18 protein-coding genes, 2 tRNA genes and 3 rRNA genes are annotated in these 20,807 nt (G+C 45.8%); 3 read left to right on the forward strand and 20 right to left on the reverse strand.

From position 1 onward, the window contains the following. Window positions 1–66: 66 nt before the first annotated feature. The 16 genes from J0B03_RS01495 to J0B03_RS01570 form a co-directional block, all read right to left on the reverse strand. The gene (locus tag J0B03_RS01495) at window positions 67–594 is read right to left on the reverse strand and encodes a putative immunity protein (protein ID WP_207300134.1); all 528 of its coding nucleotides are present in this window, start codon (window positions 592–594) and stop codon (window positions 67–69) included. Between the two features lie 204 nt (window positions 595–798). Further along, window positions 799–1,560 (reverse strand): ABC transporter ATP-binding protein, encoded by a 762-nt coding sequence (locus tag J0B03_RS01500; RefSeq protein WP_207300135.1) that lies wholly within the window; start codon window positions 1,558–1,560, stop codon window positions 799–801. Beyond that, entirely contained in the window at window positions 1,557–2,555 is a 999-nt protein-coding gene (locus J0B03_RS01505; RefSeq protein ID WP_246798154.1) for a FecCD family ABC transporter permease, read from the reverse strand. The genes J0B03_RS01500 and J0B03_RS01505 overlap by 4 nt, the downstream gene beginning before the upstream one ends. Window positions 2,556–2,614: 59 nt before the next feature. Further along, window positions 2,615–3,736 carry an ABC transporter substrate-binding protein gene (locus J0B03_RS01510; protein WP_207300136.1) on the reverse strand — a complete coding sequence of 374 codons (1,122 nt, stop codon included), beginning with the start codon at window positions 3,734–3,736 and terminating at the stop codon, window positions 2,615–2,617. A 5-nt stretch (window positions 3,737–3,741) separates the two neighbouring features. Then, window positions 3,742–4,269: an FmdE family protein gene (locus J0B03_RS01515; RefSeq protein WP_207300137.1), complete on the reverse strand. Its 528-nt coding sequence runs from the start codon at window positions 4,267–4,269 to the stop codon at window positions 3,742–3,744. Further along, complete coding sequence (locus tag J0B03_RS01520) at window positions 4,266–5,084, reverse strand: class I SAM-dependent methyltransferase (RefSeq protein WP_246798210.1); 819 nt, start codon at window positions 5,082–5,084, stop codon at window positions 4,266–4,268. The genes J0B03_RS01515 and J0B03_RS01520 overlap by 4 nt, the downstream gene beginning before the upstream one ends. A gap of 297 nt (window positions 5,085–5,381) precedes the next feature. Further along, window positions 5,382–6,365: a uroporphyrinogen decarboxylase family protein gene (locus J0B03_RS01525; protein ID WP_207300139.1), complete on the reverse strand. Its 984-nt coding sequence runs from the start codon at window positions 6,363–6,365 to the stop codon at window positions 5,382–5,384. A 37-nt stretch (window positions 6,366–6,402) separates the two neighbouring features. Further along, the gene (locus J0B03_RS01530; protein WP_207300140.1) at window positions 6,403–7,020 is read right to left on the reverse strand and encodes a cobalamin B12-binding domain-containing protein; all 618 of its coding nucleotides are present in this window, start codon (window positions 7,018–7,020) and stop codon (window positions 6,403–6,405) included. A 231-nt stretch (window positions 7,021–7,251) separates the two neighbouring features. Next, window positions 7,252–7,920 carry a TetR/AcrR family transcriptional regulator gene (locus J0B03_RS01535; protein WP_207300141.1) on the reverse strand — a complete coding sequence of 223 codons (669 nt, stop codon included), beginning with the start codon at window positions 7,918–7,920 and terminating at the stop codon, window positions 7,252–7,254. A gap of 80 nt (window positions 7,921–8,000) precedes the next feature. Continuing rightward, on the reverse strand, window positions 8,001–8,960 hold the full coding sequence (locus J0B03_RS01540) for an aldo/keto reductase (RefSeq protein WP_207300142.1): 960 nt from the start codon (window positions 8,958–8,960) through the stop codon (window positions 8,001–8,003). A 119-nt stretch (window positions 8,961–9,079) separates the two neighbouring features. Beyond that, a 5S ribosomal RNA gene (gene rrf, locus J0B03_RS01545) occupies window positions 9,080–9,196 on the reverse strand. Between the two features lie 81 nt (window positions 9,197–9,277). Then, window positions 9,278–12,190, reverse strand: a 23S ribosomal RNA gene (locus J0B03_RS01550). Between the two features lie 264 nt (window positions 12,191–12,454). Next, window positions 12,455–12,531: transfer RNA gene (locus tag J0B03_RS01555), tRNA-Ile, on the reverse strand. A 5-nt stretch (window positions 12,532–12,536) separates the two neighbouring features. Further along, a tRNA-Ala gene (locus J0B03_RS01560) sits at window positions 12,537–12,612 on the reverse strand. A 65-nt stretch (window positions 12,613–12,677) separates the two neighbouring features. Further along, a 16S ribosomal RNA gene (locus J0B03_RS01565) occupies window positions 12,678–14,198 on the reverse strand. The 16S, 23S and 5S rRNA genes sit together here with 2 tRNA genes alongside, the layout of an rRNA operon. A gap of 188 nt (window positions 14,199–14,386) precedes the next feature. Continuing rightward, the gene (locus J0B03_RS01570) at window positions 14,387–14,617 is read right to left on the reverse strand and encodes a hypothetical protein (RefSeq protein ID WP_207300143.1); all 231 of its coding nucleotides are present in this window, start codon (window positions 14,615–14,617) and stop codon (window positions 14,387–14,389) included. Window positions 14,618–14,854: 237 nt separating this feature from the next. On the opposite strand from J0B03_RS01570, the gene J0B03_RS01575 reads away from it, so the two are divergent. The 3 genes from J0B03_RS01575 to J0B03_RS01585 all read left to right on the forward strand — a co-directional run bounded on the left by J0B03_RS01575 (window position 14,855) and on the right by J0B03_RS01585 (window position 18,039). After that, entirely contained in the window at window positions 14,855–15,448 is a 594-nt protein-coding gene (locus J0B03_RS01575; RefSeq protein ID WP_207300144.1) for a TetR/AcrR family transcriptional regulator, read from the forward strand. 21 nt (window positions 15,449–15,469) lie between these two features. Beyond that, complete coding sequence (locus J0B03_RS01580; protein WP_207300145.1) at window positions 15,470–16,390, forward strand: cation diffusion facilitator family transporter; 921 nt, start codon at window positions 15,470–15,472, stop codon at window positions 16,388–16,390. A 62-nt stretch (window positions 16,391–16,452) separates the two neighbouring features. Next, window positions 16,453–18,039 (forward strand): aryl-sulfate sulfotransferase, encoded by a 1,587-nt coding sequence (locus J0B03_RS01585; protein WP_207300146.1) that lies wholly within the window; start codon window positions 16,453–16,455, stop codon window positions 18,037–18,039. Window positions 18,040–18,121: 82 nt separating this feature from the next. On the opposite strand, the gene nifU is transcribed toward J0B03_RS01585, so the two are convergent. The 4 genes from nifU to zapA all read right to left on the reverse strand — a co-directional run bounded on the left by nifU (window position 18,122) and on the right by zapA (window position 20,761). Further along, complete coding sequence (gene nifU / locus J0B03_RS01590; RefSeq protein ID WP_207300956.1) at window positions 18,122–18,499, reverse strand: Fe-S cluster assembly scaffold protein NifU; 378 nt, start codon at window positions 18,497–18,499, stop codon at window positions 18,122–18,124. A 9-nt stretch (window positions 18,500–18,508) separates the two neighbouring features. Then, window positions 18,509–19,669, reverse strand: coding sequence for a cysteine desulfurase NifS (gene nifS / locus J0B03_RS01595; protein ID WP_374058609.1), 1,161 nt, complete (start codon window positions 19,667–19,669; stop codon window positions 18,509–18,511). A 5-nt stretch (window positions 19,670–19,674) separates the two neighbouring features. Continuing rightward, complete coding sequence (locus J0B03_RS01600; RefSeq protein ID WP_207300147.1) at window positions 19,675–20,115, reverse strand: RrF2 family transcriptional regulator; 441 nt, start codon at window positions 20,113–20,115, stop codon at window positions 19,675–19,677. Between the two features lie 124 nt (window positions 20,116–20,239). Beyond that, window positions 20,240–20,761 (reverse strand): cell division protein ZapA, encoded by a 522-nt coding sequence (gene zapA, locus J0B03_RS01605; protein WP_207300148.1) that lies wholly within the window; start codon window positions 20,759–20,761, stop codon window positions 20,240–20,242. Window positions 20,762–20,807 lie beyond the last annotated feature (46 nt).

The raw sequence follows: 20,807 nt of genomic DNA on the forward strand, positions 1-20,807 counted from the left end.
ATTTATCATCAGCTGTATTCTATCATGATTAACAAAGTTAATAACCTATCTTGTTTTAGCAAAAATTCAATCCTTCCAAAAAATCTTTGCCGGATTTTCTTCCTTTTCTATGGAAATCTCTTTTAGATACTCCAACATCCGCCCACACTCTTGTGCCGCGCATTCTTCCAACGCTTCCCACTTTGCATCGGTACCCAACGTCTCATAGGCTACTGCCAGAGCTCCATAAAGAGCCAAACCGATGCAGTGCCTGGCGGAATGGATCGTTGATGCACTGTGTGCCATTGCCCGGGCTACTCCCTGCGCCATTGGGATTTCTTCCGATTCCCTGGCGGCTTGGTGACAACTTAGAATTGCCTTCTTTGCTTCCGGCAATTTGATGATCTTGTCCTTCCATTTCAATGCGGAGTCCAGCGCATTTTGCGGCCGCTCATCCTCTGGTCGATATTTGAGCCATATGGGAAGCATGACAATTTTACTGTATTGAACTGCCCACAAAATCAGCGTATCTTTGCTTTGCGTCTCGATCTGTTTCATCAAATCCTTGATATATGGAGCTTTCAGGTCGTTGAGTGTCTTCCTGTATTTCGGCACGCCTGCACATTCTTTCTGTTAAATATTTCATATGTGGTATGCTTTAACACATAGTCTTACTATGCATAGTCTATACAATCATTATACTCATCCTGGTTTCATCCGTCAAAAATTAGCAGCTTTTATATTTTTGGGTAAAACGAAGCTTCCATCTATTAAAATGGAAGCTTCCATGCTCATATTTAAAGTTTTTTTAAAAATGCATCATGACAACGGATTCGGGATGATCACAGGAACGCCCCGCACCTGCTCGACTGCCACATCCATCCTGTATACCGTCTTGAGAATTTCTGATGTCACTACTTTCCTGTCTCCATAAGCCAGAATCTTTTGATTTTTAACAAAGAGAAATCGATCGCAATACCGCAAAGCCAAGTTTAAATCGTGAATGACGATGATGACGCTTATTTTTTCTTCCCTGGCAATTTTTCGAACCAATTCCAATACTTCATATTGGTTGCTCAGGTCCAGACTACTTGTCGGTTCATCCAGTAAAAGAACATCTGGCTCTTGCACCAAGGCTCTCGCCAGCATGACTTTCTGCACCTCACCTCCCGATAATTCATCCACATACCGAAGTTGATAAGATGTCAATCCTAATCGATCCAGCACCTCTTTTACCATTTTGTGATCATTCTTTGATGGCTCTATCGTAATGTATGGTTTTCTTCCCAACAACACCGCATCGAACACTGTGACCCGCTCCGCAGTATTCTTTTGGGCAACGTAGGCCATGGATCTGGCAATATCATTTCTACTGAAAGAACTTACATCCTTTCCGGCCACATGCACCGTTCCATCTTGAGGTTCCAAAATCCGATTCAAGCATTTGATCAACGTACTTTTTCCGGCACCGTTATTGCCAAGGATCGCTGTACATGTGCCAGGTTCCCCCCGAAAAGAAATGTCTTCCAATACAGGCTGTCTTTTATTGTAACCAAAATCTAGACGATCTACGAAAATCATCGATGACCCACTCCTTTAAATAATAGATATAAAAACAAAGGTGCTCCTAAAAAAGAAGTAATGGCGCCAATGGGTAAAATAATGGGCGCAACCACCATCCTAGCGATAACATCACTGGCCAACAACAACAATGCTCCTGTCATTGCAGAAGCCGGCAACAAGTAACGATAATCATTCCCTACAAATCGGCGGATCAAGTGGGGTGCAATCAAACCAATAAAATTGATGATCCCTATGTAAGATACGATGGTGGCCGCCGTCATGGAGGAGACGAACATGCCCGTCATTCGCAACTTTTTAACATGTACCCCTAACCCCTTCGCCGTCTCTTCTCCATGTTGCAACGCATTCAAATTCCAACGGTTCCATAGGAAAAAGATCGTAGCTGCGGTCACAACAACGCCCATGACCAAAATCTCCCTCCAACCGGTTCGCCCCAAGTCTCCAAAGGTCCAAAAGACGACTGCCGCCACTTTTACGTCCGCAGCAAAATATTGAAGCAGGGTGGTAGCTCCCGCAAACATGGTGCTAAGGGCAACTCCTGAAAGGATCATGGATTCCGGTGTCACTTTACGAAATTGGGACAACCCCAGGATCATGACGGTACTGATCATGGCACTTAAGAAAGCGCATAAGGAAACCGTATAGGGATTTGATATGGTAATGGCATCCAGCGTTTGATTTTGCATTCCCGCTCCCAACACGATGATCGCAAAAGATGCTCCAAATGCCGCACCTTGGGCAATACCCAACGTTGAGGCGGAGGCCAGGGGGTTTTTCAGCAAGGCTTGCATTACGCATCCCACGACAGCCAAACCAACACCTGCCACCAATGCCGTAAAAACACGCGGCATCCGAATATTGAATAAAATCATCTTCGTTTGATCGTCACCCAGGCCGGTAATGGTCCGTAAAACCTGCTGTACGCTCAACCCTGCAGAACCGATCCCTATGGCAAACAATGCAAATACAACTACACATAAAGCAAGCCCCATTAAAAACATCCATTTATGCCTCAAATATCCTTCATAAGTCTTGGGACTCTCCAATAGCTTCACTCTCCTAATTTTATATTTTTAAACTCGTATCCTTCAGCAACCAGGCGATCATAAAATGGTTGTCCTAATAAAACAGTGAATATTTCATCCGCTTTTGCTATTGGATCCACTCCTTCGAACTCCTGAGGGAATATAACTTTACCGGCATAAAATGCATTGGCAATGGCCAATTCCATGTTGGTCCAGTTGTAATTATATGGTATTTGCGAGTAAATCCTATTGTTTTGAACTGCTTGCAAGCTTTCATAAAAAGCTTTATTCTTTATGTAATCTTCATTGACCAGATTCATGTTTGCCGGATTCAAAAAAACGATTTCCGGATCCCATATCGTGATTTTCTCCAAATCAACTATAAAGGCACCCTCTTCTTCCGTTTCATCAACAACATTATTTGCATGAATGGCCTTAAAAGGCGGGTACTTGGCATAGGTTCCTTCAAACCCGTGAGCACCCCGATAGCTTACAGCCCCGGTATAGACAGAAGGCTTTTTCTCATTAGAGATATCTTTTGTCAATAGATTCAACTCTTCTTCCCAGCCTTTGAGCGCGTCGATAACGGAAGCAACGTGTGCTTCTTCACCCGCGATTTCTCCGATCAGCTGCAACGACTTATAAAAGCTTTCATCAAACATTCCATCCGGATAGATTCCTATGGTGGGGATACCCGTTTTGTCCGCAATATTCACCAATGCTTCCTCATCGGTCAAACCAATGATCACATCCGGATTCAAAACAATCAATTCTTCCATATACGGGGTATCGTTGCTTCCGCCACTTCCTACAGATTTTAGATTCGCAAAATGTTCTGCATTGACGACACTGTAAGGCATGGCTGTAATGTTTTCCTTGTCCATCTCTGTCACGCCCACCAGAAGGTCTGCACAGCCTGCATACGTTATTATGCGCGCTGCACCGCCTACCGCTGCGATTGTTTTGACCTCATCTGGTATTATTACCTCCCGGCCGAAAACATCGGTGATCCTTCTGCTATCCTTCCCTTGAACGTCTACGTTGCCGTCGACATTTTTATCTTTTGCTAAAGAATTTCCGCATCCCGACAAAAGCAAGAGTGCAACCATTATAATGATCATAGAGCGAATTGCGCCTTTTTTAGACATAAGCTTCACCATCCCCGCTTGTATTCTTTGAAACAATCAAGGCAAACAACTTGATCTTCCTGAAGACGCATTTTATGATCCGGCGCACCTTCCCCACAAATTTCGCAATACATGGTTTTAAATAAACGTGCTTTTTCGGGCAAATCATACATGGGCTGTGAAACAGAAAAAACATCTTCTTCCGGGGCCTCCAAAATGTATTTTCTCCAAGATTCCCGGTCCATTCCCGTGTTGTTTTGGGCTTTTAAATACAGACGAAGTTTTTCTCCCGTCTTTCGATTGAAAAATGAAAAAGCCTGTTTTCCCGTATTGCGATGAAGTAAATTCCCTTTGCCTACAGTACAGGAGAATATAACTTGTACCGCATCCACACCACAGGCATCGTTTTCCGTAATGCAGACGATCTCCTCATCATCAGAAATACCAATCTCCATTTTATTTTTTGCAATTTCACATGCTCGAAATCCAATGGCAAGTCCCGGACAAACATGTCCGTGAAACTCCACTGCTTTATCCCATAATTTTTCATTCATTGATCCAGCCCCCTTATATTCCAATACAACGTAGTTATGGTGGTATCTACGTCTTCTTCCACAAATCCATCTTTCTCCATAAAATCGATATAATCACGTAATCGTTGTTCTTCCAATGGCGTAAGCTCACGAAAGGTTTTTACACGGTTTATATAAAGTCCATATGCCTCTTCTCTTGTTTTACGCAAATTCCAACGTTGTTTTTCATAATGAAATTGAGGCAGGAATCCTTGATCCCATAGTGCATGAAAAGCATTTGCAATCATTTTGTCGCTGCGTTCTTTTTTGTTTTCTACCCCTGCCATTTTTTTGATATTGTCAGATATGGGATCTCGCCTATGGGTTGGTTTTGAGAACACACACCATTGTTTGCTGGCTTTTGTCAAGTTCCCAAAAGTATGATCGCATTGTATTGCCGGTGTGTTGTGGGCAATCACCAAATCAAACTTTTGTGTAAAACCGATCTCATCAAGATCCAGGTCATGCCAGTCCAAACAATGAAATTTTACATTCTTCACATCGTTATTTTCTGCTGTTTGTCTGGCCAATTCGATCATTTTCGGAGAAAGATCGACACCAACCACGTTCTCGCAATATTTCGCTAAAACAATGCTGTATGTTCCAGTTCCACATCCTACATCCAATACAGAAAAATCTTTCTGGATCATGCCCTTGGCCTGAAGTAATTGAAGAAATGCATCTTCGTCAAAGGTTGGTAGTTTTTTGTTCAAAAAACTTTGTGCCATGGAATCCCATAGAGCAATGCTTGCTTGCTTTTTTGTGTTCCTGTTTTGATTATTAAAACTCGACATCACTTCACTCAAATTTTCATCTCCTTTCAAAAAAAAGAAGGCCTATTCGGCCTTCTAGCTCTTTTTCATCAACTTCTCGTCAATGCCAAAACACAAATCAATCACAACTTCACAATAAAGATGCACTTCTGTGCACTCATTGTGTTAATTCTATCACAAGATAGATTAAATATCAAGACTTCTGATTTTCTATCGGAAATTCAAAATTTCGTCGCACTAGATTGTTTGATACAGAAAATCGAGTTCCATATGTATGAAACTCGATTTTCATATTAAGTCTTTAATCACATTGGTCAATAATCAAAACATTTCCTTACTAAGCTGATCAATTACGTCGTCTGTCGCTTCATACACTCCTGGGAAAGAACTGATATTTAATCCTTGGCTCAAACATGGAATAAAATACAGTTTTCCCGCCTCTTCGCAGGCTTTTCTTGCATCTTCATATATTTTTTCTCGAGTCCAATCAGGAGTATCTACACGTCCGCTGTCGATATTGCCCATGAATGTTATTTTCCCTTCATATTTTTTAATCAGCTCAGGAATGTTGTTTGTGGTCATTGCTCCTTGCCAAATATCGATTCCCATTTCAATCATGAACGGAACTAAATTGGCGGCGTAACTATCACAATGATGAACGATCAATTCTACTCCGTTAGATTTCCAGTAACCATAGACTTTTTTATAGGCCGGTAAAATGAACTCTTCAAACATTTCCGGCGACAAGAAACTGCTGATTTGGCTACCCCAATCATCGTGATGAAACAATGCATCTGGTTTTATGTGCTTCAAATATTCCTGAGCATAAGCCAGCTCATATTCCACTACATAATCGATGAGTTCTTTCATATATTCCGGTTCTTCATACAGTGCCATCAATGCATCTTCCATGCTCATCAAATGATGGGTCATTTCAAAGATTCCTGGGGCGCAAAAAGCTGTAACGTATTTTTCATTGCGGTCTACGTTGTTCGCATGCTCAATAGCCGCAGCCCATTCTTCATCCGAATATTTGACAGAAGGCGCTTTTACGACCTCTCTCCAACGGGTAACGTCTTTTAGCACTTTGTGTTCATCGTCGTGCATCGGAAAAGATCCAATTTGATCAATGGGCCAATCGAAGGTGATTCCCCATTTATTCTTTACTCGAGTACCAGGGGCCGGAGCCAAAGGAAGATCCATAGGGGCCTCCATGATCATTTCCATGAACTCATATTGTTTCACAAATCGGTCTGGGTTTCCTCCGGAAATAACTTCCTTCAGGTTTTGTTTGATCGTTAACATCTAAATTCCTCCCTCTCTATCGTTGTTGCAATGATGGTTATTTTACCAATTCTTTTGCTTTGGTAACGGCACTACCAGCGTCCGGAGCGTATCCGTCTGCCTTGATCTCTGTTGCATAAGCTTGGGTAACAGGTGCTCCACCAACGATGACGGTGAATCCGGCATCTTTCAGCGCCAAAGAAGTTTCCTTCAGTGCAGGCATGGTTGTAGTCAACAGACCGGAAGCAGCAACGATGACTGCGTTGTTTTCTTTTGCTGTTTCAACAAATTTTGCAGCAGGTACGTCTACACCAAGGTCGATCATGGTGAATCCGGCGCTCTCCAGCATCATGCTTACCAGGTTTTTGCCGATATCATGAAGGTCTCCGGCTACGGTTCCGATTACGCAGGTTCCCAACGATGTGGAAGCGTCTCCGGCCAGCAAGGGCTTGAGTACGTCTACACCCTTGCTCATGGCTTTTGCAGAAATCAGCATTTCCGGTACGAAGATCTCGCCGGCGGAGAATTTGTCTCCAACGATTCCCATGGACTCGATCATGGCATCCAAAATTTCTTTCGGTTGTGCGCCGCCGTCCAATGCTTCCTGGACCAATCCTGCTACTACTTTGGTTTTACCCTTTGCCACCATTTCTTGGATTTCTTTTATTCTCGACATTTTCTTTTCCTCCTTGTCCCTACCAAAACCCATCACAACTATAGATGAATTTTATAAAATCTACCTCAATATTAAATTTGCTTGCAAGCAATTTTAATATACTTGATGTTGTCATTTTTGTCAATATATTTTGTAATATATTTTGTTTATTTTAATTTTAATGCAATTTTATCCAATATTGAAATAAAAAAAACAACCCGCAGATTGTTCATAAACAATTAACGGATTGTTCTAATTCTTGTATAAATAGTTTTTCACTTCTTTAAGATGGGGATGTTCTTCCAACAATAATTCCACACTGCTTCCGGAAGCATTGAAAAGTGTTCTCAACACCAGGGGATTTGTTTCAATGTGGAGGGCATAAAACATTTGTGTCATACATCGATCATAAAGCTCTTCTTTGCTCATTATGATGTCTTTTTGAAACTGTTTCATCGTCAACTCTCGCATCACACCAAAAGTAATTGCAACTCCGATGTCGCAGATCCGTTCTTTATCCGAGCTATCGATCAAGGGATTTTTATCAACAATCGTTCTGTATAAATTGTAGAGATTTCCATCCCGAGTTGCCTTTTCCAACAGATCCAGTTTGTTCATTTCGTAAATGAATCGATCGTAATCAGGATCTATTTCTGTCAGTTTAAAGTGCAATTTGAAAAACGTGACGATCTGCAGCAATTCATCTTCCGTCTTCAAATGATTCAAAACATGAGAAAACAGTGTTTCATAATTGTAATTAAGCATGTCGCTGGCAATGACATCTTTTGTTTTAAAATAGTAGGTGATCAATCCCAAGTTAACTCCAGCTTCTTTGGCAATCATCGTATTTGTAGTATCACTAAATCCGTTTTCCATGTACAGTCTTTTTGCAGCCAAAAGTATTATGTCGCGTGTATTCATGTAGAAATCCTCATTTTCTTTTTGCTTTATTATACCATAAATAATTCAACGCGAACAATGGTCATTGCTTGTCTATTGATTCATCGATGATAGGAAAATCGGTTTCCCTTCAATGAATTCCAGATCTCGTCGCATTTTGACAGGACATCCTCAGGAAGGGACCCTTGATTGCAGGCTTGTATATTGCTTTCCAGATGTCTTAAGCTGCTGATCCCCAATATGATACTGTATACTTCTTCATTGCTCAAACACCACCGCAGGGAGAGCTCCACCAGGGGTATGCCCATTTCTTCCCCGATCTTTTTCAAGCTTTCTATGGCTTGAAAATTTTCTTCATTCCAATACCTGGCGTAATATCCTCCCAGATCGGAAAAGCGGGTGTTGTCCAATGGTTTTTCCATGGAATGTTTTCCGGTCAGCAAGCCACCAGCCAAGGGATTGTACACCACCAGACCCGTATTCCTGTTTTGGATCGAGGGAATCAACTCTTCCTCGATTCCTCGGGTCAACAAATTGTAGACGTTCTGGGTCACCTGGGGCAATTTCTTTCCGCTTAGATGATAGAGATCGACCATTTTCCAAGCCGGGAAATTGCTGACACCGATATGGCAGGCTTTGCCGCTTTCCACCACATATTTCATGGCTTCAATGGTTTCTTCCAAGCTAGTATCGACATCGGGTGCATGCATATAGTAAAAATCCAGGTAATCGGTCTGAAGTCTTTGCAGCGTCTCGTCAACAGCCTTTAATATGTGCTTTTTCCCAAGCCCTCGATCTTTCGGCTGATCACTGGTTGGAAAACCCACCTTGCTGGCCAAGACCACTTCACTTCGTTTGCCTTTGATCGCTTTTCCTACGATCTTTTCGCTTTCTCCTTTGGTGTATACGTTGGCGGTATCCAGGAAATTGACACCAAGATCCAGTGCGGCATGTACTGCATCGATCCCCGCCATTTCATTCATCTGGTCTCCAAAAGTCATGGTTCCAAGACAAACTCTGGATACATCCAGGGTCGTTCCTTTTAATCTTCTGTATTCCATGCGGTTTTTCGCCTTCCTTTCTTGAAACTGTTTGTTCCTTTAACCTATATACCCTTACCACAAGAAGTAAACCGACAAACAAAAAACCCCCGGTATAAAACCGAAGGTTTGATGTGTGGATTCCGCAGCGACATACTCTCCCAGGACGTCACCATCCAAGTACCATCTGCGCTGGAGGACTTTACTTCTGTGTTCGGGATGGGAACAGGTGTAGCCCCTCCGCCATTGCCGCGGAATCATTTAGTTATAAATCTCATCAATGAGATTTGAAAACTGCATGGGAATCATCGTAAAGTATTCTTCTTCTTATCATCTACTTGGTCAAGTCCTCGGTCTATTAGTACCAGTCAGCTGAATGTATTTCTACACGTACACCTCTGGCCTATCAACCCAGTCGTCTACTGGGGACCTTACTCCTTGCGGATGAGATATCTCATCTTGAGGGGGGCTTCGCGCTTAGATGCCTTCAGCGCTTATCCCGTCCAGACTTAGCTACCCAGCTGTGCCCTTGGCAGGACAACTGGTGCACCAGAGGTCTGTCCATTCCGGTCCTCTCGTACTAGGAACAGCTCCTCTCAAATATCTTGCGCCCACGACGGATAGGGACCGAACTGTCTCACGACGTTCTGAACCCAGCTCGCGTGCCTCTTTAATGGGCGAACAGCCCAACCCTTGGGACCTACTACAGCCCCAGGATGAGACGAGCCGACATCGAGGTGCCAAACCTCCCCGTCGATGTGGACTCTTGGGGGAGATAAGCCTGTTATCCCCGAGGTAGCTTTTATCCGTTGAGCGATGGCCCTTCCACTCGGTACCACCGGATCACTAAGCCCGACTTTCGTCCCTGCTCGAGATGTCTCTCTCGCAGTCAGTCTACCTTTTGCCTTTGCACTCTACGAATGATTTCCAACCATTCTGAGGTAAACTTTGGGCGCCTCCGTTACTCTTTCGGAGGCGACCGCCCCAGTCAAACTGCCCACCTGGCAATGTCCCATAGCCGGATCACGGCTACTGGTTAGAATTCCAGTAGTATAAGAGTGGTATCCCAACAGCGGCTCCAACAAGACTAGCGTCCTATTCTCTCTGCCTCCCACCTATCCTGTACATACACTACCAAAATCCAATGCCAAGCTACAGTAAAGCTCTACGGGGTCTTTCCGTCCTGTCGCGGGTAACTCGCATCTTCACGAGTACTACAATTTCACCGGGTGTGTTGTTGAGACAGTGCCCAAATCGTTACGCCTTTCGTGCGGGTCAGAACTTACCTGACAAGGAATTTCGCTACCTTAGGACCGTTATAGTTACGGCCGCCGTTTACTGGGGCTTAAGTTCATGCCTTCGCCGAAGCTAAGCATTCCCCTTGACCTTCCAGCACCGGGCAGGCGTCAGCCCCTATACTTCATCTTTCGATTTAGCAGAGACCTGTGTTTTTGCTAAACAGTCGCTTGGGCCTTTTCTCTGCAGCCTTTCCGTATCATTTTACAACAATCGGATTAGGCTCCCCTTCTCCCGAAGTTACGGGGTTATTTTGCCGAGTTCCTTAACAACACTTCTCCCGCTCATCTTAGGATTCTCTCCTCATCTACCTGTGTCGGTTTGCGGTACGGGCGCCTTCTTCCTCAATAGAAGCTTTTCTCGACAGTGTGAAATCAGCTGCTTCCCTACTTGTTTTTCGGTCCCCATCATAACTCATGCTTCCCGGACCCCGGATTTGCCTAAGGTCCACACTCGTTATTTAGCCCGTCTCTTCCATTCGACGGGTCAGCTTATCCTCCTGTGTCACTCCTTCTCTCAAACAGTCAAAGGCGGTACCGGAATTTCAACCGGTTGTCCATCGCCTACGCCCTTCGGCCTCGGCTTAGGTCCCGACTTACCCTGAGCGGACGAACCTTCCTCAGGAAACCTTGGATTTTCGATGGAAAGGATTCTCACCTTTCTTTCGCTACTCATACCAGCATTCTCTCTTGTGTAGAATCCACCTCGCCTTCCAGCTCAGCTTCGCCTCCTACACAATGCTCCCCTACCCCTGCATCTTACGACGCAAGCCATAGCTTCGGTGACAGGTTTTAGCCCCGGTAATCTTCGGCGCACAATCACTCGACTAGTGAGCTATTACGCACTCTTTGAATGAGTGGCTGCTTCTAAGCCAACATCCTAGTTGTCTTAGCAATTGCACATCCTTTCCCACTTAACCTGTACTTTGGGACCTTAGCTGATGGTCTGGGCTGTTTCCCTTTCGACAATGAAACTTATCTCACACTGTCTGACTGCCAAGGTAAAATATATGGCATTCGGAGTTTGATATGGTTCGGTAAGCTATACGCCCCCTAGCCAATTCAGTGCTCTACCTCCACTATTCATCCCTTGACGCTAGCCCTAAAGCTATTTCGGGGAGAACCAGCTATCTCCGTGTTCGATTGGAATTTCTCCCCTACCCACACCTCATCCGAGCCTTTTTCAACAGACACCGGTTCGGGCCTCCACGAGATTTTACTCACGCTTCACCCTGGACATGGGTAGATCACACGGTTTCGGGTCTACAACATGCAACTATACGCCCTATTAAGACTCGGTTTCCCTGCGGCTCCTCACCTGAAGTGATTAACCTTGCTACATATCGTAACTCGCTGGTCCGTTCTACAAAAAGCACGCGGTCACTTGCGCTCCCACTGCTTGTAAGCATAGGGTTTCAGGTTCTATTTCACTCCCCTCCCGGGGTTCTTTTCACCTTTCCCTCACGGTACTATTCTCTATCGGTCACTGGGTAGTATTTAGCCTTGGGGGGTGGTCCCCCCAACTTCCCACAGGGTTTCACGTGTCCCGTGGTACTCCGGTAACATGCCTGTATCTGTCCATTTCGCCTACGAGACTCTTACTCTCTATGGTTGGCCTTCCCAGGCCATTCGGCTTCTTTCCAGATCTCCTTTACATGTCCCATTACCCCGTATAAATACGGTTTAGGCTCTTTCCCTTTCGCTCGCCGCTACTTGGAAAATCGAGTTTTCTTTCTCTTCCTTCGGGTACTTAGATGTTTCAGTTCCCCGAGTTCCCTCCTCGCATACTATTTTATTCATATGCGGGTAACAGAGCTTCTCTCTGCTAGGTTTCCCCATTCGGATACCTGCGACTCAACGGTTATTTGCACCTAATCGCAGCTTTTCGCAGCTTGTCGCGTCCTTCGTCGGCTCCCAGTGCCAAGGCATTCTCCCTATGCTCTTAGTAACTTGACCTAAATCTTTTGTTTCGTTTCCAAAACGATAGATGTTTAGATGATCGTTTGTTTCTTTACTTTACTTTTTCTTCCTATGCAGTTTTCAAAGATCACTGAGGATCAGCGAGGATCGTATCAGCGGGCTGCGGAAAGCTTGCTTTCCTAAAGCCGGATGATTCGTGTCTCATTTGTCTGATACTCTTTCTGGCGCTCCCCGGGTTTCTAGAGTAAAAACCGAACCGTCTTTTCGACCGATTCGCTCTGTCTTCCCGATTCACTTAAATGGTGGGCTTGGGAGGACTCGAACCTCCGACCTCACGCTTATCAGGCGTGCGCTCTAACCACCTGAGCTACAAGCCCAAGTATGGTGGAGATGAGGAGATTTGAACTCCTGACCCCCTGCTTGCAAGGCAGGTGCTCTCCCAGCTGAGCTACACCCCCACACGCTTTCTGAGAAATACAAGATCTCTCAAAATAAAATAGCACATTACTCGCTTGCTCCCTAGAAAGGAGGTGATCCAGCCGCACCTTCCGATACGGCTACCTTGTTACGACTTCACCCCAATTACTAGCCCCACCTTCGGCAGCTGCTTCCATAAATGGTTCGCTCACTGACTTCGGGTGTTGCCAACTCTCGTGGTGTGACGGGCGGTGTGTACAAGGCCCGGGAACGCATTCACCGCGGCATTCTGATCCGCGATTACTAGCAACTCCGACTTCATGCAGGCGAGTTGCAGCCTGCAATCCGAACTGAGATCTGTTTTTTGAGATTGGCTCCACATCGCTGTTTCGCTGCCCTCTGTTCAGACCATTGTAGCACGTGTGTAGCCCAGGTCATAAGGGGCATGATGATTTGACGTCATCCCCACCTTCCTCCGTATTATCTACGGCAGTCTATCTAGAGTGCCCAGCACTACCTGATGGCAACTAAATACAAGGGTTGCGCTCGTTGCGGGACTTAACCCAACATCTCACGACACGAGCTGACGACAACCATGCACCACCTGTCCTCCTGTCCCCGAAGGGAACTCCTCATCTCTGAGGTCGTCAGGAAATGTCAAGACCTGGTAAGGTTCTTCGCGTTGCTTCGAATTAAACCACATGCTCCGCTGCTTGTGCGGGCCCCCGTCAATTCCTTTGAGTTTCAGTCTTGCGACCGTACTCCCCAGGCGGAGTGCTTATTGTGTTAACTACGGCACTGAGTTACCCCAACACCTAGCACTCATCGTTTACGGCGTGGACTACCAGGGTATCTAATCCTGTTCGCTCCCCACGCTTTCGCGCCTCAGCGTCAGTATCTGTCCAGTAAGTCGCCTTCGCCACTGGTGTTCCTCCTAATATCTACGCATTTCACCGCTACACTAGGAATTCCACTTACCTCTCCAGTACTCAAGTTCTCCAGTTTCAAATGCAATTCCGGGGTTAAGCCCCGAACTTTCACATCTGACTTAAAAAACCGCCTACACGCCCTTTACGCCCAGTAATTCCGGACAACGCTTGCCCCCTACGTATTACCGCGGCTGCTGGCACGTAGTTAGCCGGGGCTTCCTCTAAGGGTACCGTCATTTCTTTCTTCCCCTTCGACAGAACTTTACGATCCGAAGACCTTCATCATTCACGCGGCGTTGCTGCGTCAGGGTTTCCCCCATTGCGCAATATTCCCCACTGCTGCCTCCCGTAGGAGTCTGGGCCGTGTCTCAGTCCCAGTGTGGCCGTTCGCCCTCTCAGGCCGGCTACCCATCGTCGCCTTGGTGAGCTGTTATCTCACCAACTAGCTAATGGGACGCGGGTCCATCCTATGGCAATAAATTTTTCATTGGTCGATCATGCGATCATCCAACTATATACGGTATTAATCCCGGTTTCCCGAGGCTATCCCCTTCCATAGGCCAGGTTACCCACGCGTTACTCACCCGTCCGCCACTTTCACCAGGTCGTAGTAAACTACTTCCTGGATCACGTTCGACTTGCATGTGTTAGGCACGCCGCCAGCGTTCGTCCTGAGCCAGGATCAAACTCTCTATTATAAATAGTGTTTGAGTCCGTCTTAGAACTCTCTTTGGCTTTTGATGCTTTTGGCATCAACGTTGTTTGGTTTCTTTCTTCTAAGCTTGTTTTCATGTGCTATTCTATTTTCAAAGATCTTAAGCATCAGCAGGGATTCTGGCGAGTGATGGCGGAAAGCTTGCTTTCCGATCATCCTTCGGCGGAAGACCTATTGGGCGCAGCCCACGGACGGAGACCTTCTTCGAAGGTCGAAGTCTGTTGATGCTTCCTGCTCCACTCCCCTTACCCGAAGGTTGAGGTCAGCTGAAGCGCTATGAAACTGTGTTCCCCCCCGCCTGCTTTCTTCTTCCGAAGTCCGCTGACACGAAGGTTTGTCGCCCTTTATGTTGTCTCGTTCGTTGTTGGCATCTCTTGTGGCGACTCTTACTATTATACGCATCACCCTACCACGTGTCAACCGCTTTTTTATCTTTTACGCCAATATTTAGCTCTTATTATAGTTTCTACTTTACCAATTTTCAAATGACTGGAACATCATATGGAAGAGAAAATTTTTCAACCGACATGATCTCATCAATTGGCATTCAAAATGGCTTGATTTGACATTTCTCGGTAGTCCATGATAGAATAAAGCAATGACTGACTGTCAGTCATTTTTGGAAGGAGTGAAATTGCCATGGCGTCAAAGAGAGAAAAGATCCTGGAAACATCCATGGCCTTGTTTCAAGAGCAGGGATATGAAAAAACATCAGTATCTCAGATCGTTAAACAAGCCGGCATGGCCCAAGGAACTTTCTACTTGTATTTCAAGAGCAAAAACGCTTTAGTCAGTGCCATCGCCAACAAGATCTTCGACGAGCAGCTGGCGATCATACGCACTTCTTATGATAAGAAAGACCGAAATTTGGATTCGCTGTTGACCAGCATGATCGACGCCACCTTTGCCATTACGGAAAAACACAAGGACGTGATCTCCTTTCTCTATTCCGGTTTTGCATACGACCAGTCCTTTTCTACATGGGAGGAGATCTATCGTCCCTATTACGAGTGGCTGGAAGATGCACTGTACATCATTTTGGAAAGAGACGAAGGATCGAGTTCCAATAGCTTGTCCCATCTTTCCAACTTCATCGTCGGCCTGGTGGAACACGGTGCAGAAACCTGTTATCTCTCAGGCTTGCCGAAAGAAGAAATCACTGCTTACCGCAACGATCTGCTTGCCTTTCTCCATGGATCGATTTCGACCATGTCGGGCAACAACAACCACTAATAATAACAAAGGAGCATTTTTATGATGTCGGAAGACATTCTGTTTGAAAAGAAATTATTGAAATTTTCCGCTTTAGGAGCCGTATTTTTTGCTGCAGCCGGAATCGTGTTGGGAGTTTTTTCCGGTTCCCAGATGATCCTCTTTGACGGACTTTATTCCCTTTCCAGTGTAGTGTTGTCACTATTGTCTTTGGCAGCCACCAACTTCATCCACAAAAAAGACAAACGATTCCCTTTTGGTAAAGACATCGTGGAACCCCTCTGGGTCATCGTTAAATACATCGTTCTGCTTGTCCTTGTAGGCTCCACCGGAGTTTCCGCCTTTCGATCCCTTTTTCAAGGTGGTCGAGAGATCGTCATGGGTGCGGCACTTGGATATTCCGGCATCGGCAGCCTGGTCTGTCTGATCGTATATCTGATCCTTCGAAAGAAATCTAAAAATACGGCATCGGCTTTGGTCAAAGCAGAATCTACCCAGTGGTTTGTGGATACCATGCTCAGCTTCGGTGTATTGGCCGGCTTCGGGATCTCTTTCCTGATCCAGCAATTCGTACCAGCATGGCATGGGATCCTGCCTTACGTAGACCCTATCATGGTAGTACTGGCAACCCTCTATTTCATCAAGATCCCCGTCTTGGAGATTCGAAAAGCCATGCGGGAAGTTCTTGAAATGTGTCCCGACGATACGGTCACGGACAAGATCAACGGTCAGGTGGCTTTGATGGAAGACAAATATGAAATGAACGAATCTTTTGTTCGCATCGCCAAGGTCGGCAAAACCTTATGGATCGAAATCGATTTTGTGGTAAAAGGATCCACCAAGGTAAAAACCATTTCCGACCAGGACCGGCTGCGGGAAGAGCTATCCAACTACATCGAAGGATTCAGCAAAGGTAACTGGCTGACGGTATCCTTCACCAATGCACGAAAATGGGCTGTCTGAGGACGGCCCTTTTGTGTTAAGATAAGTAGGAATATCATAGTAGAAAGGATGGATGACACGCAGTGATCAGAAAAAAAACAGGCAGCATCTTGCTGATAATGACACTTTTATTTGGACTTTTTGGACTGGCTGGATGCAAAGCGCCAGCCGATGAAGAACCTGTGAACGAAGATCTGCAGATCCAACAGGAGATCATGGAATCAAATCGGAAAGCGGATCAGGATCTGTGGCAAGAGATCAATAAAGGAGATCATACTTTTCAGGATCCATATATTGCACCGGATCCATTTGGCGTATCTCCCTTGACGGGGGTGGTCGGATTTAAAAATACGGAACCTGTCGGCGTGATGGTGACCATACCAGGCGACGTGCCTACTGACTCCGTCACTTATGAGTTGGCCGCTGCCAAGGAACATATGGTGCCCATCATTGGATTGTACCCCAACAGGATCAACACGGTCACCCTTTCACTGATCGATGCCAATGGTACTACCCTGGACGAAAAAGAAATCGAATTTGAAACGACGGCATTGCCGGAGACCCTTGAAAATGCCGTAGAAATCACACATGCAGAAGCTGAACCGATCCCCGGTCTCACCCTGGTATCCGGAGGGTTCATGCGACATCCCTACATGTATGACACCTCCGGAATGATCCGATGGTATCTGGAAGTGGAAACCGACGCCCATGGATATTTCCCGGCAGAAAACGGCCGCTTCTTTCTTATTGGAGGGTATGGATCCATTCCAACAGAGACCCGGGATTATGCCCGTTTCGTCTTTGACATGGACTACCTGGGTCGCTTGCACAAGGTTTATGACATCCCCGGAGGGATCCACCATGAGATCGTGGAAAAGGAACCAGGGGGTAATTTGCTTATTTTGGGCAACTCCCTGGAAGGACATGTGGAAGACACCATTGCAGAGGTCCATCGGGAAACCGGTGAAATCGTTCGGGAGATCAACTTTGCCGATTATATTTCCGGAACCAAGTACAATGAGCGCTACGACTGGGCCCATATCAATTCCCTCTCCTATGACCGTAGTGACGGCACCATGATCTTGTCTCCAAGAGATGTCTCCTCCGTCGTAAAGATCGACTGGGACAAGGAAGAGATCCTATGGATCCTGTCCGATCCGGAAATGTGGGAAGGGACTGCCTACGAATCCTATGTGCTCCAACCTGTCGGTGATACCATGTGGCACTATGAGCAGCACGCAGCTTTTGAGATCCACTCCGATATCGACAATGATCCGGACACCTTGGACTTGATGCTCTTTGACAACCGAACCATCCGAAACGAATTGAACGACGTTCCCATCAAAGGGGATGAAAACCGGTCCTCCATCACCCAGTATGCCATCGACGAGGAGGCCAAAACCGTCGTTCAAGTACGTCGCTTCCCCAACAGTCATGCCATCATCACATCCAACTTCGAGCTTTATCCAGAAAAAGACCGACTCCTAGCCAACCATGGCAGCGTACGTCCCAATGCAGACAGTCCTCTTTCCGACATGTACGGGGAGATATTCGAATACGAGTACTCCACGGGGAAATTGCTCCATAGCGTTCGCCTTCGATACGGGTTCTACCGGGCCCATCGGATCACCTTGGATGGCAACGCTTCAGCTCGACCCATGGAAAACTAAACTAAAGCCTTGAAAAAAGCGTGATTACCACTTTCTTCAAGGCTTTAGTTATTTCTTATATCAAGATAATCTGATTCATTTCTTAATCTTGTCCGTGTTTTGACCTGTAGTCCTTTATCGCAGCCTTGATGGCTTGTTCTGCCAGGACGCTACAGTGTACTTTTTCCTGAGGCAATCCACCCAGCTCGTCCACCACCATGGAATTGGTCAGTTTTTCCGCTTCTTCCAGGGTCTTTCCCATGATCATTTCTGTGGCGACGCTGCTGGTGGCAACAGCTGCACCGCAACCAAAGGTCTTGAACTTAACGTCGACGATGACGTCATTTTCGATCTTTAAAAACATTTTCATGATGTCTCCACACGCCGGACTGCCTACTTCACCTACACCATCTGCATCTGCGATCTCTCCAACGTTTCTCGGGTTTTGAAACTGGTCTATCACTTTATCTGTATACATTATTCTTCCTCCTCAGCTATTATATAATGGCGACATATCCCGCAAACGCTGGATAATGGTCGGCAATTTTTCCAATACGAAATCCACTTCTTCATCGGTAGTGTACTTTCCGATGGAAAAACGAAGGGATCCATGGGCGATTTCATGACTCAGGCCGATGGCCAGCAATACATGAGACGGGTCCAGTGCCCCGGATGTGCACGCCGATCCGCTAGAAGCGGCGATCCCGATCAGATCCAAACTCAAAAGTATGGACTCTCCTTCAATGTATTTGATGCTTACATTCACATTTCCCGGCAACCGCTGGGTGGGATGACCGTTCAACCGCACTTCCGGAATGGATTCCAAGATTCCATGAATGAGTCGATCCCGAAGTTTTGCAGATCTCTGTGCATATGACTCCAGATTTTCTACCGCCAATTCGCAGGCTTTTGCAAACCCCACAATAGCCGGTGTGTTTTCCGTTCCTGCACGCTTTTTCTTCTCCTGTCCGCCCCCATGGATCAGGTTGTCGATCTTGACGCCTTTTCGGATGTAAAGCGCACCGATCCCCTTCGGTCCGTAGATCTTGTGGGAAGATATGGACAACAGGTCCACATTCAGCTCGTTGACGTCGATCTTCACACTGCCCAACGCTTGCACAGCATCGGTGTGGAAGAGTACGCCCCGATCTTTGGCGATCTTCCCGATCTCGGCGATGGGTTGTATGGTGCCGATCTCATTGTTTGCAAACATGACGGAAATGAGGATGGTGTTGTCCTTGATGTTCTCCTCCACCGTCTTTGGATCTACCATACCATATTCGTCCACCGGCAGGTAGGTCACTTCAAACCCCTGTTTTTCCAAATACTTGCATGTATGCAATACCGCATGATGTTCTACAGAGGTGGTGATGATGTGATTTCCCTTCTTCTTTTTTGCATATGCCGTTCCGATGATGGCCCAGTTGTCCGACTCCGTACCGCCGCTGGTAAAATAGACTTCCTTGGGATCTGCCCCAATGGCATGGGCCACTTTGTCCCTGGCTTCATCGATGGCTTTTTTTGCTTCTCGTCCATAAGAATACACACTGGAAGGATTCCCGAAGTTCTCTTCCAAATGAGGGATCATTGCTGCCAGTACCTCTTTATCCAGCGGTGTGGTGGCTGCATAATCAAAATATCTTCGTTGCAAAACTATCAGCTCCTTTTGCCTTGTTGCTTGAAATTTTTATTTTTGTCCATTAGATCGCCCAACGTAACATGATCGATGACGCTGTTGATGCTGTCGTTGATCTGCTCCCATAGATCCTTGGTGACGCAATGGGGAGATCGGTCGCATGGAACCGATTCACTGCCGCCTACACAAGTGGAAAATTCAATGGGACCTTCTAGAGCCCGAATGATCTCTCCCACGGTGATGCCGTGAGGTTCCTTCGACAAACGATATCCGCCTTTGGGTCCGCGATGGCTGGTGATCAACCGTTCCTTTTTCAACAGTGCAAACAATTGTTCCAAATATGCATCGGAATAATCCATCTGACGAGCTATATCCTTTAATGAAGTGGTGCCTTGGTCGTAATGCATTGCCAGCTGAAGCATGGCCATGACACCGTATCGACCTTTTGTTGACAATCTCATTTCTTACCCTCCATTTTATACCCTACTATTCCACTCGGAATATACACATATTAACACAAAATAAAGAAATCTGTCAACAAATCCAGAAAGAAAACATTAAAAAAAGGTGTTTCCACCTTTTTCTTTAATCATCGTATCCGGAATTTTTATTAGCCTTCACAAGTTCTATCTGGCTTTCAAAAAGTTGGTTTTGCAGATCGAGTATGGTCTTTCGGCTTTCTTCCACATCATACTTGTATTGACGCATTTTTTTATTCACTTGAGTGGCACTTTGTTTGACGGCTTCCATTTCCTCCTTCAATTTCTCGTTTTCTCCCGCCAATTCTTTATAGATCTCGTTGTTCCTGTTGGCGTATTCCTTGTAGATGCGAATCTGCTCCCGAAGTTCTTCCACACTTTCCATGTCTCCCAAACGCAGGGTCAGCTCCTTGATCTTTTCGTCTTTAAACTTAAGTTGTTCGGAAAGATTCAATGCACAAAGCAACAAAGCCAGATTCCTGTTCATCAAAGGATCCGTTTTTCGAATGTCTGTCAGCAATTCATTTACCGTTTGGCAGATCTCATCCATGTATTCCTGGCTGATCTCCCCAATCAACGAGTATTCGGCTCCGTCAACTTTTGCGGTGACTCTGTTCAACTTATCCATTGTATTTTCCTTTCTCCTTCCATTTTTCAAAAGGGATCCAGTGAGC

Origin of the sequence: Alkalibacter rhizosphaerae, assembly GCF_017352215.1 — a bacterium.
GTDB classification, from domain to species: Bacteria; Bacillota; Clostridia; order Eubacteriales; family Alkalibacteraceae; genus Alkalibacter; species Alkalibacter rhizosphaerae.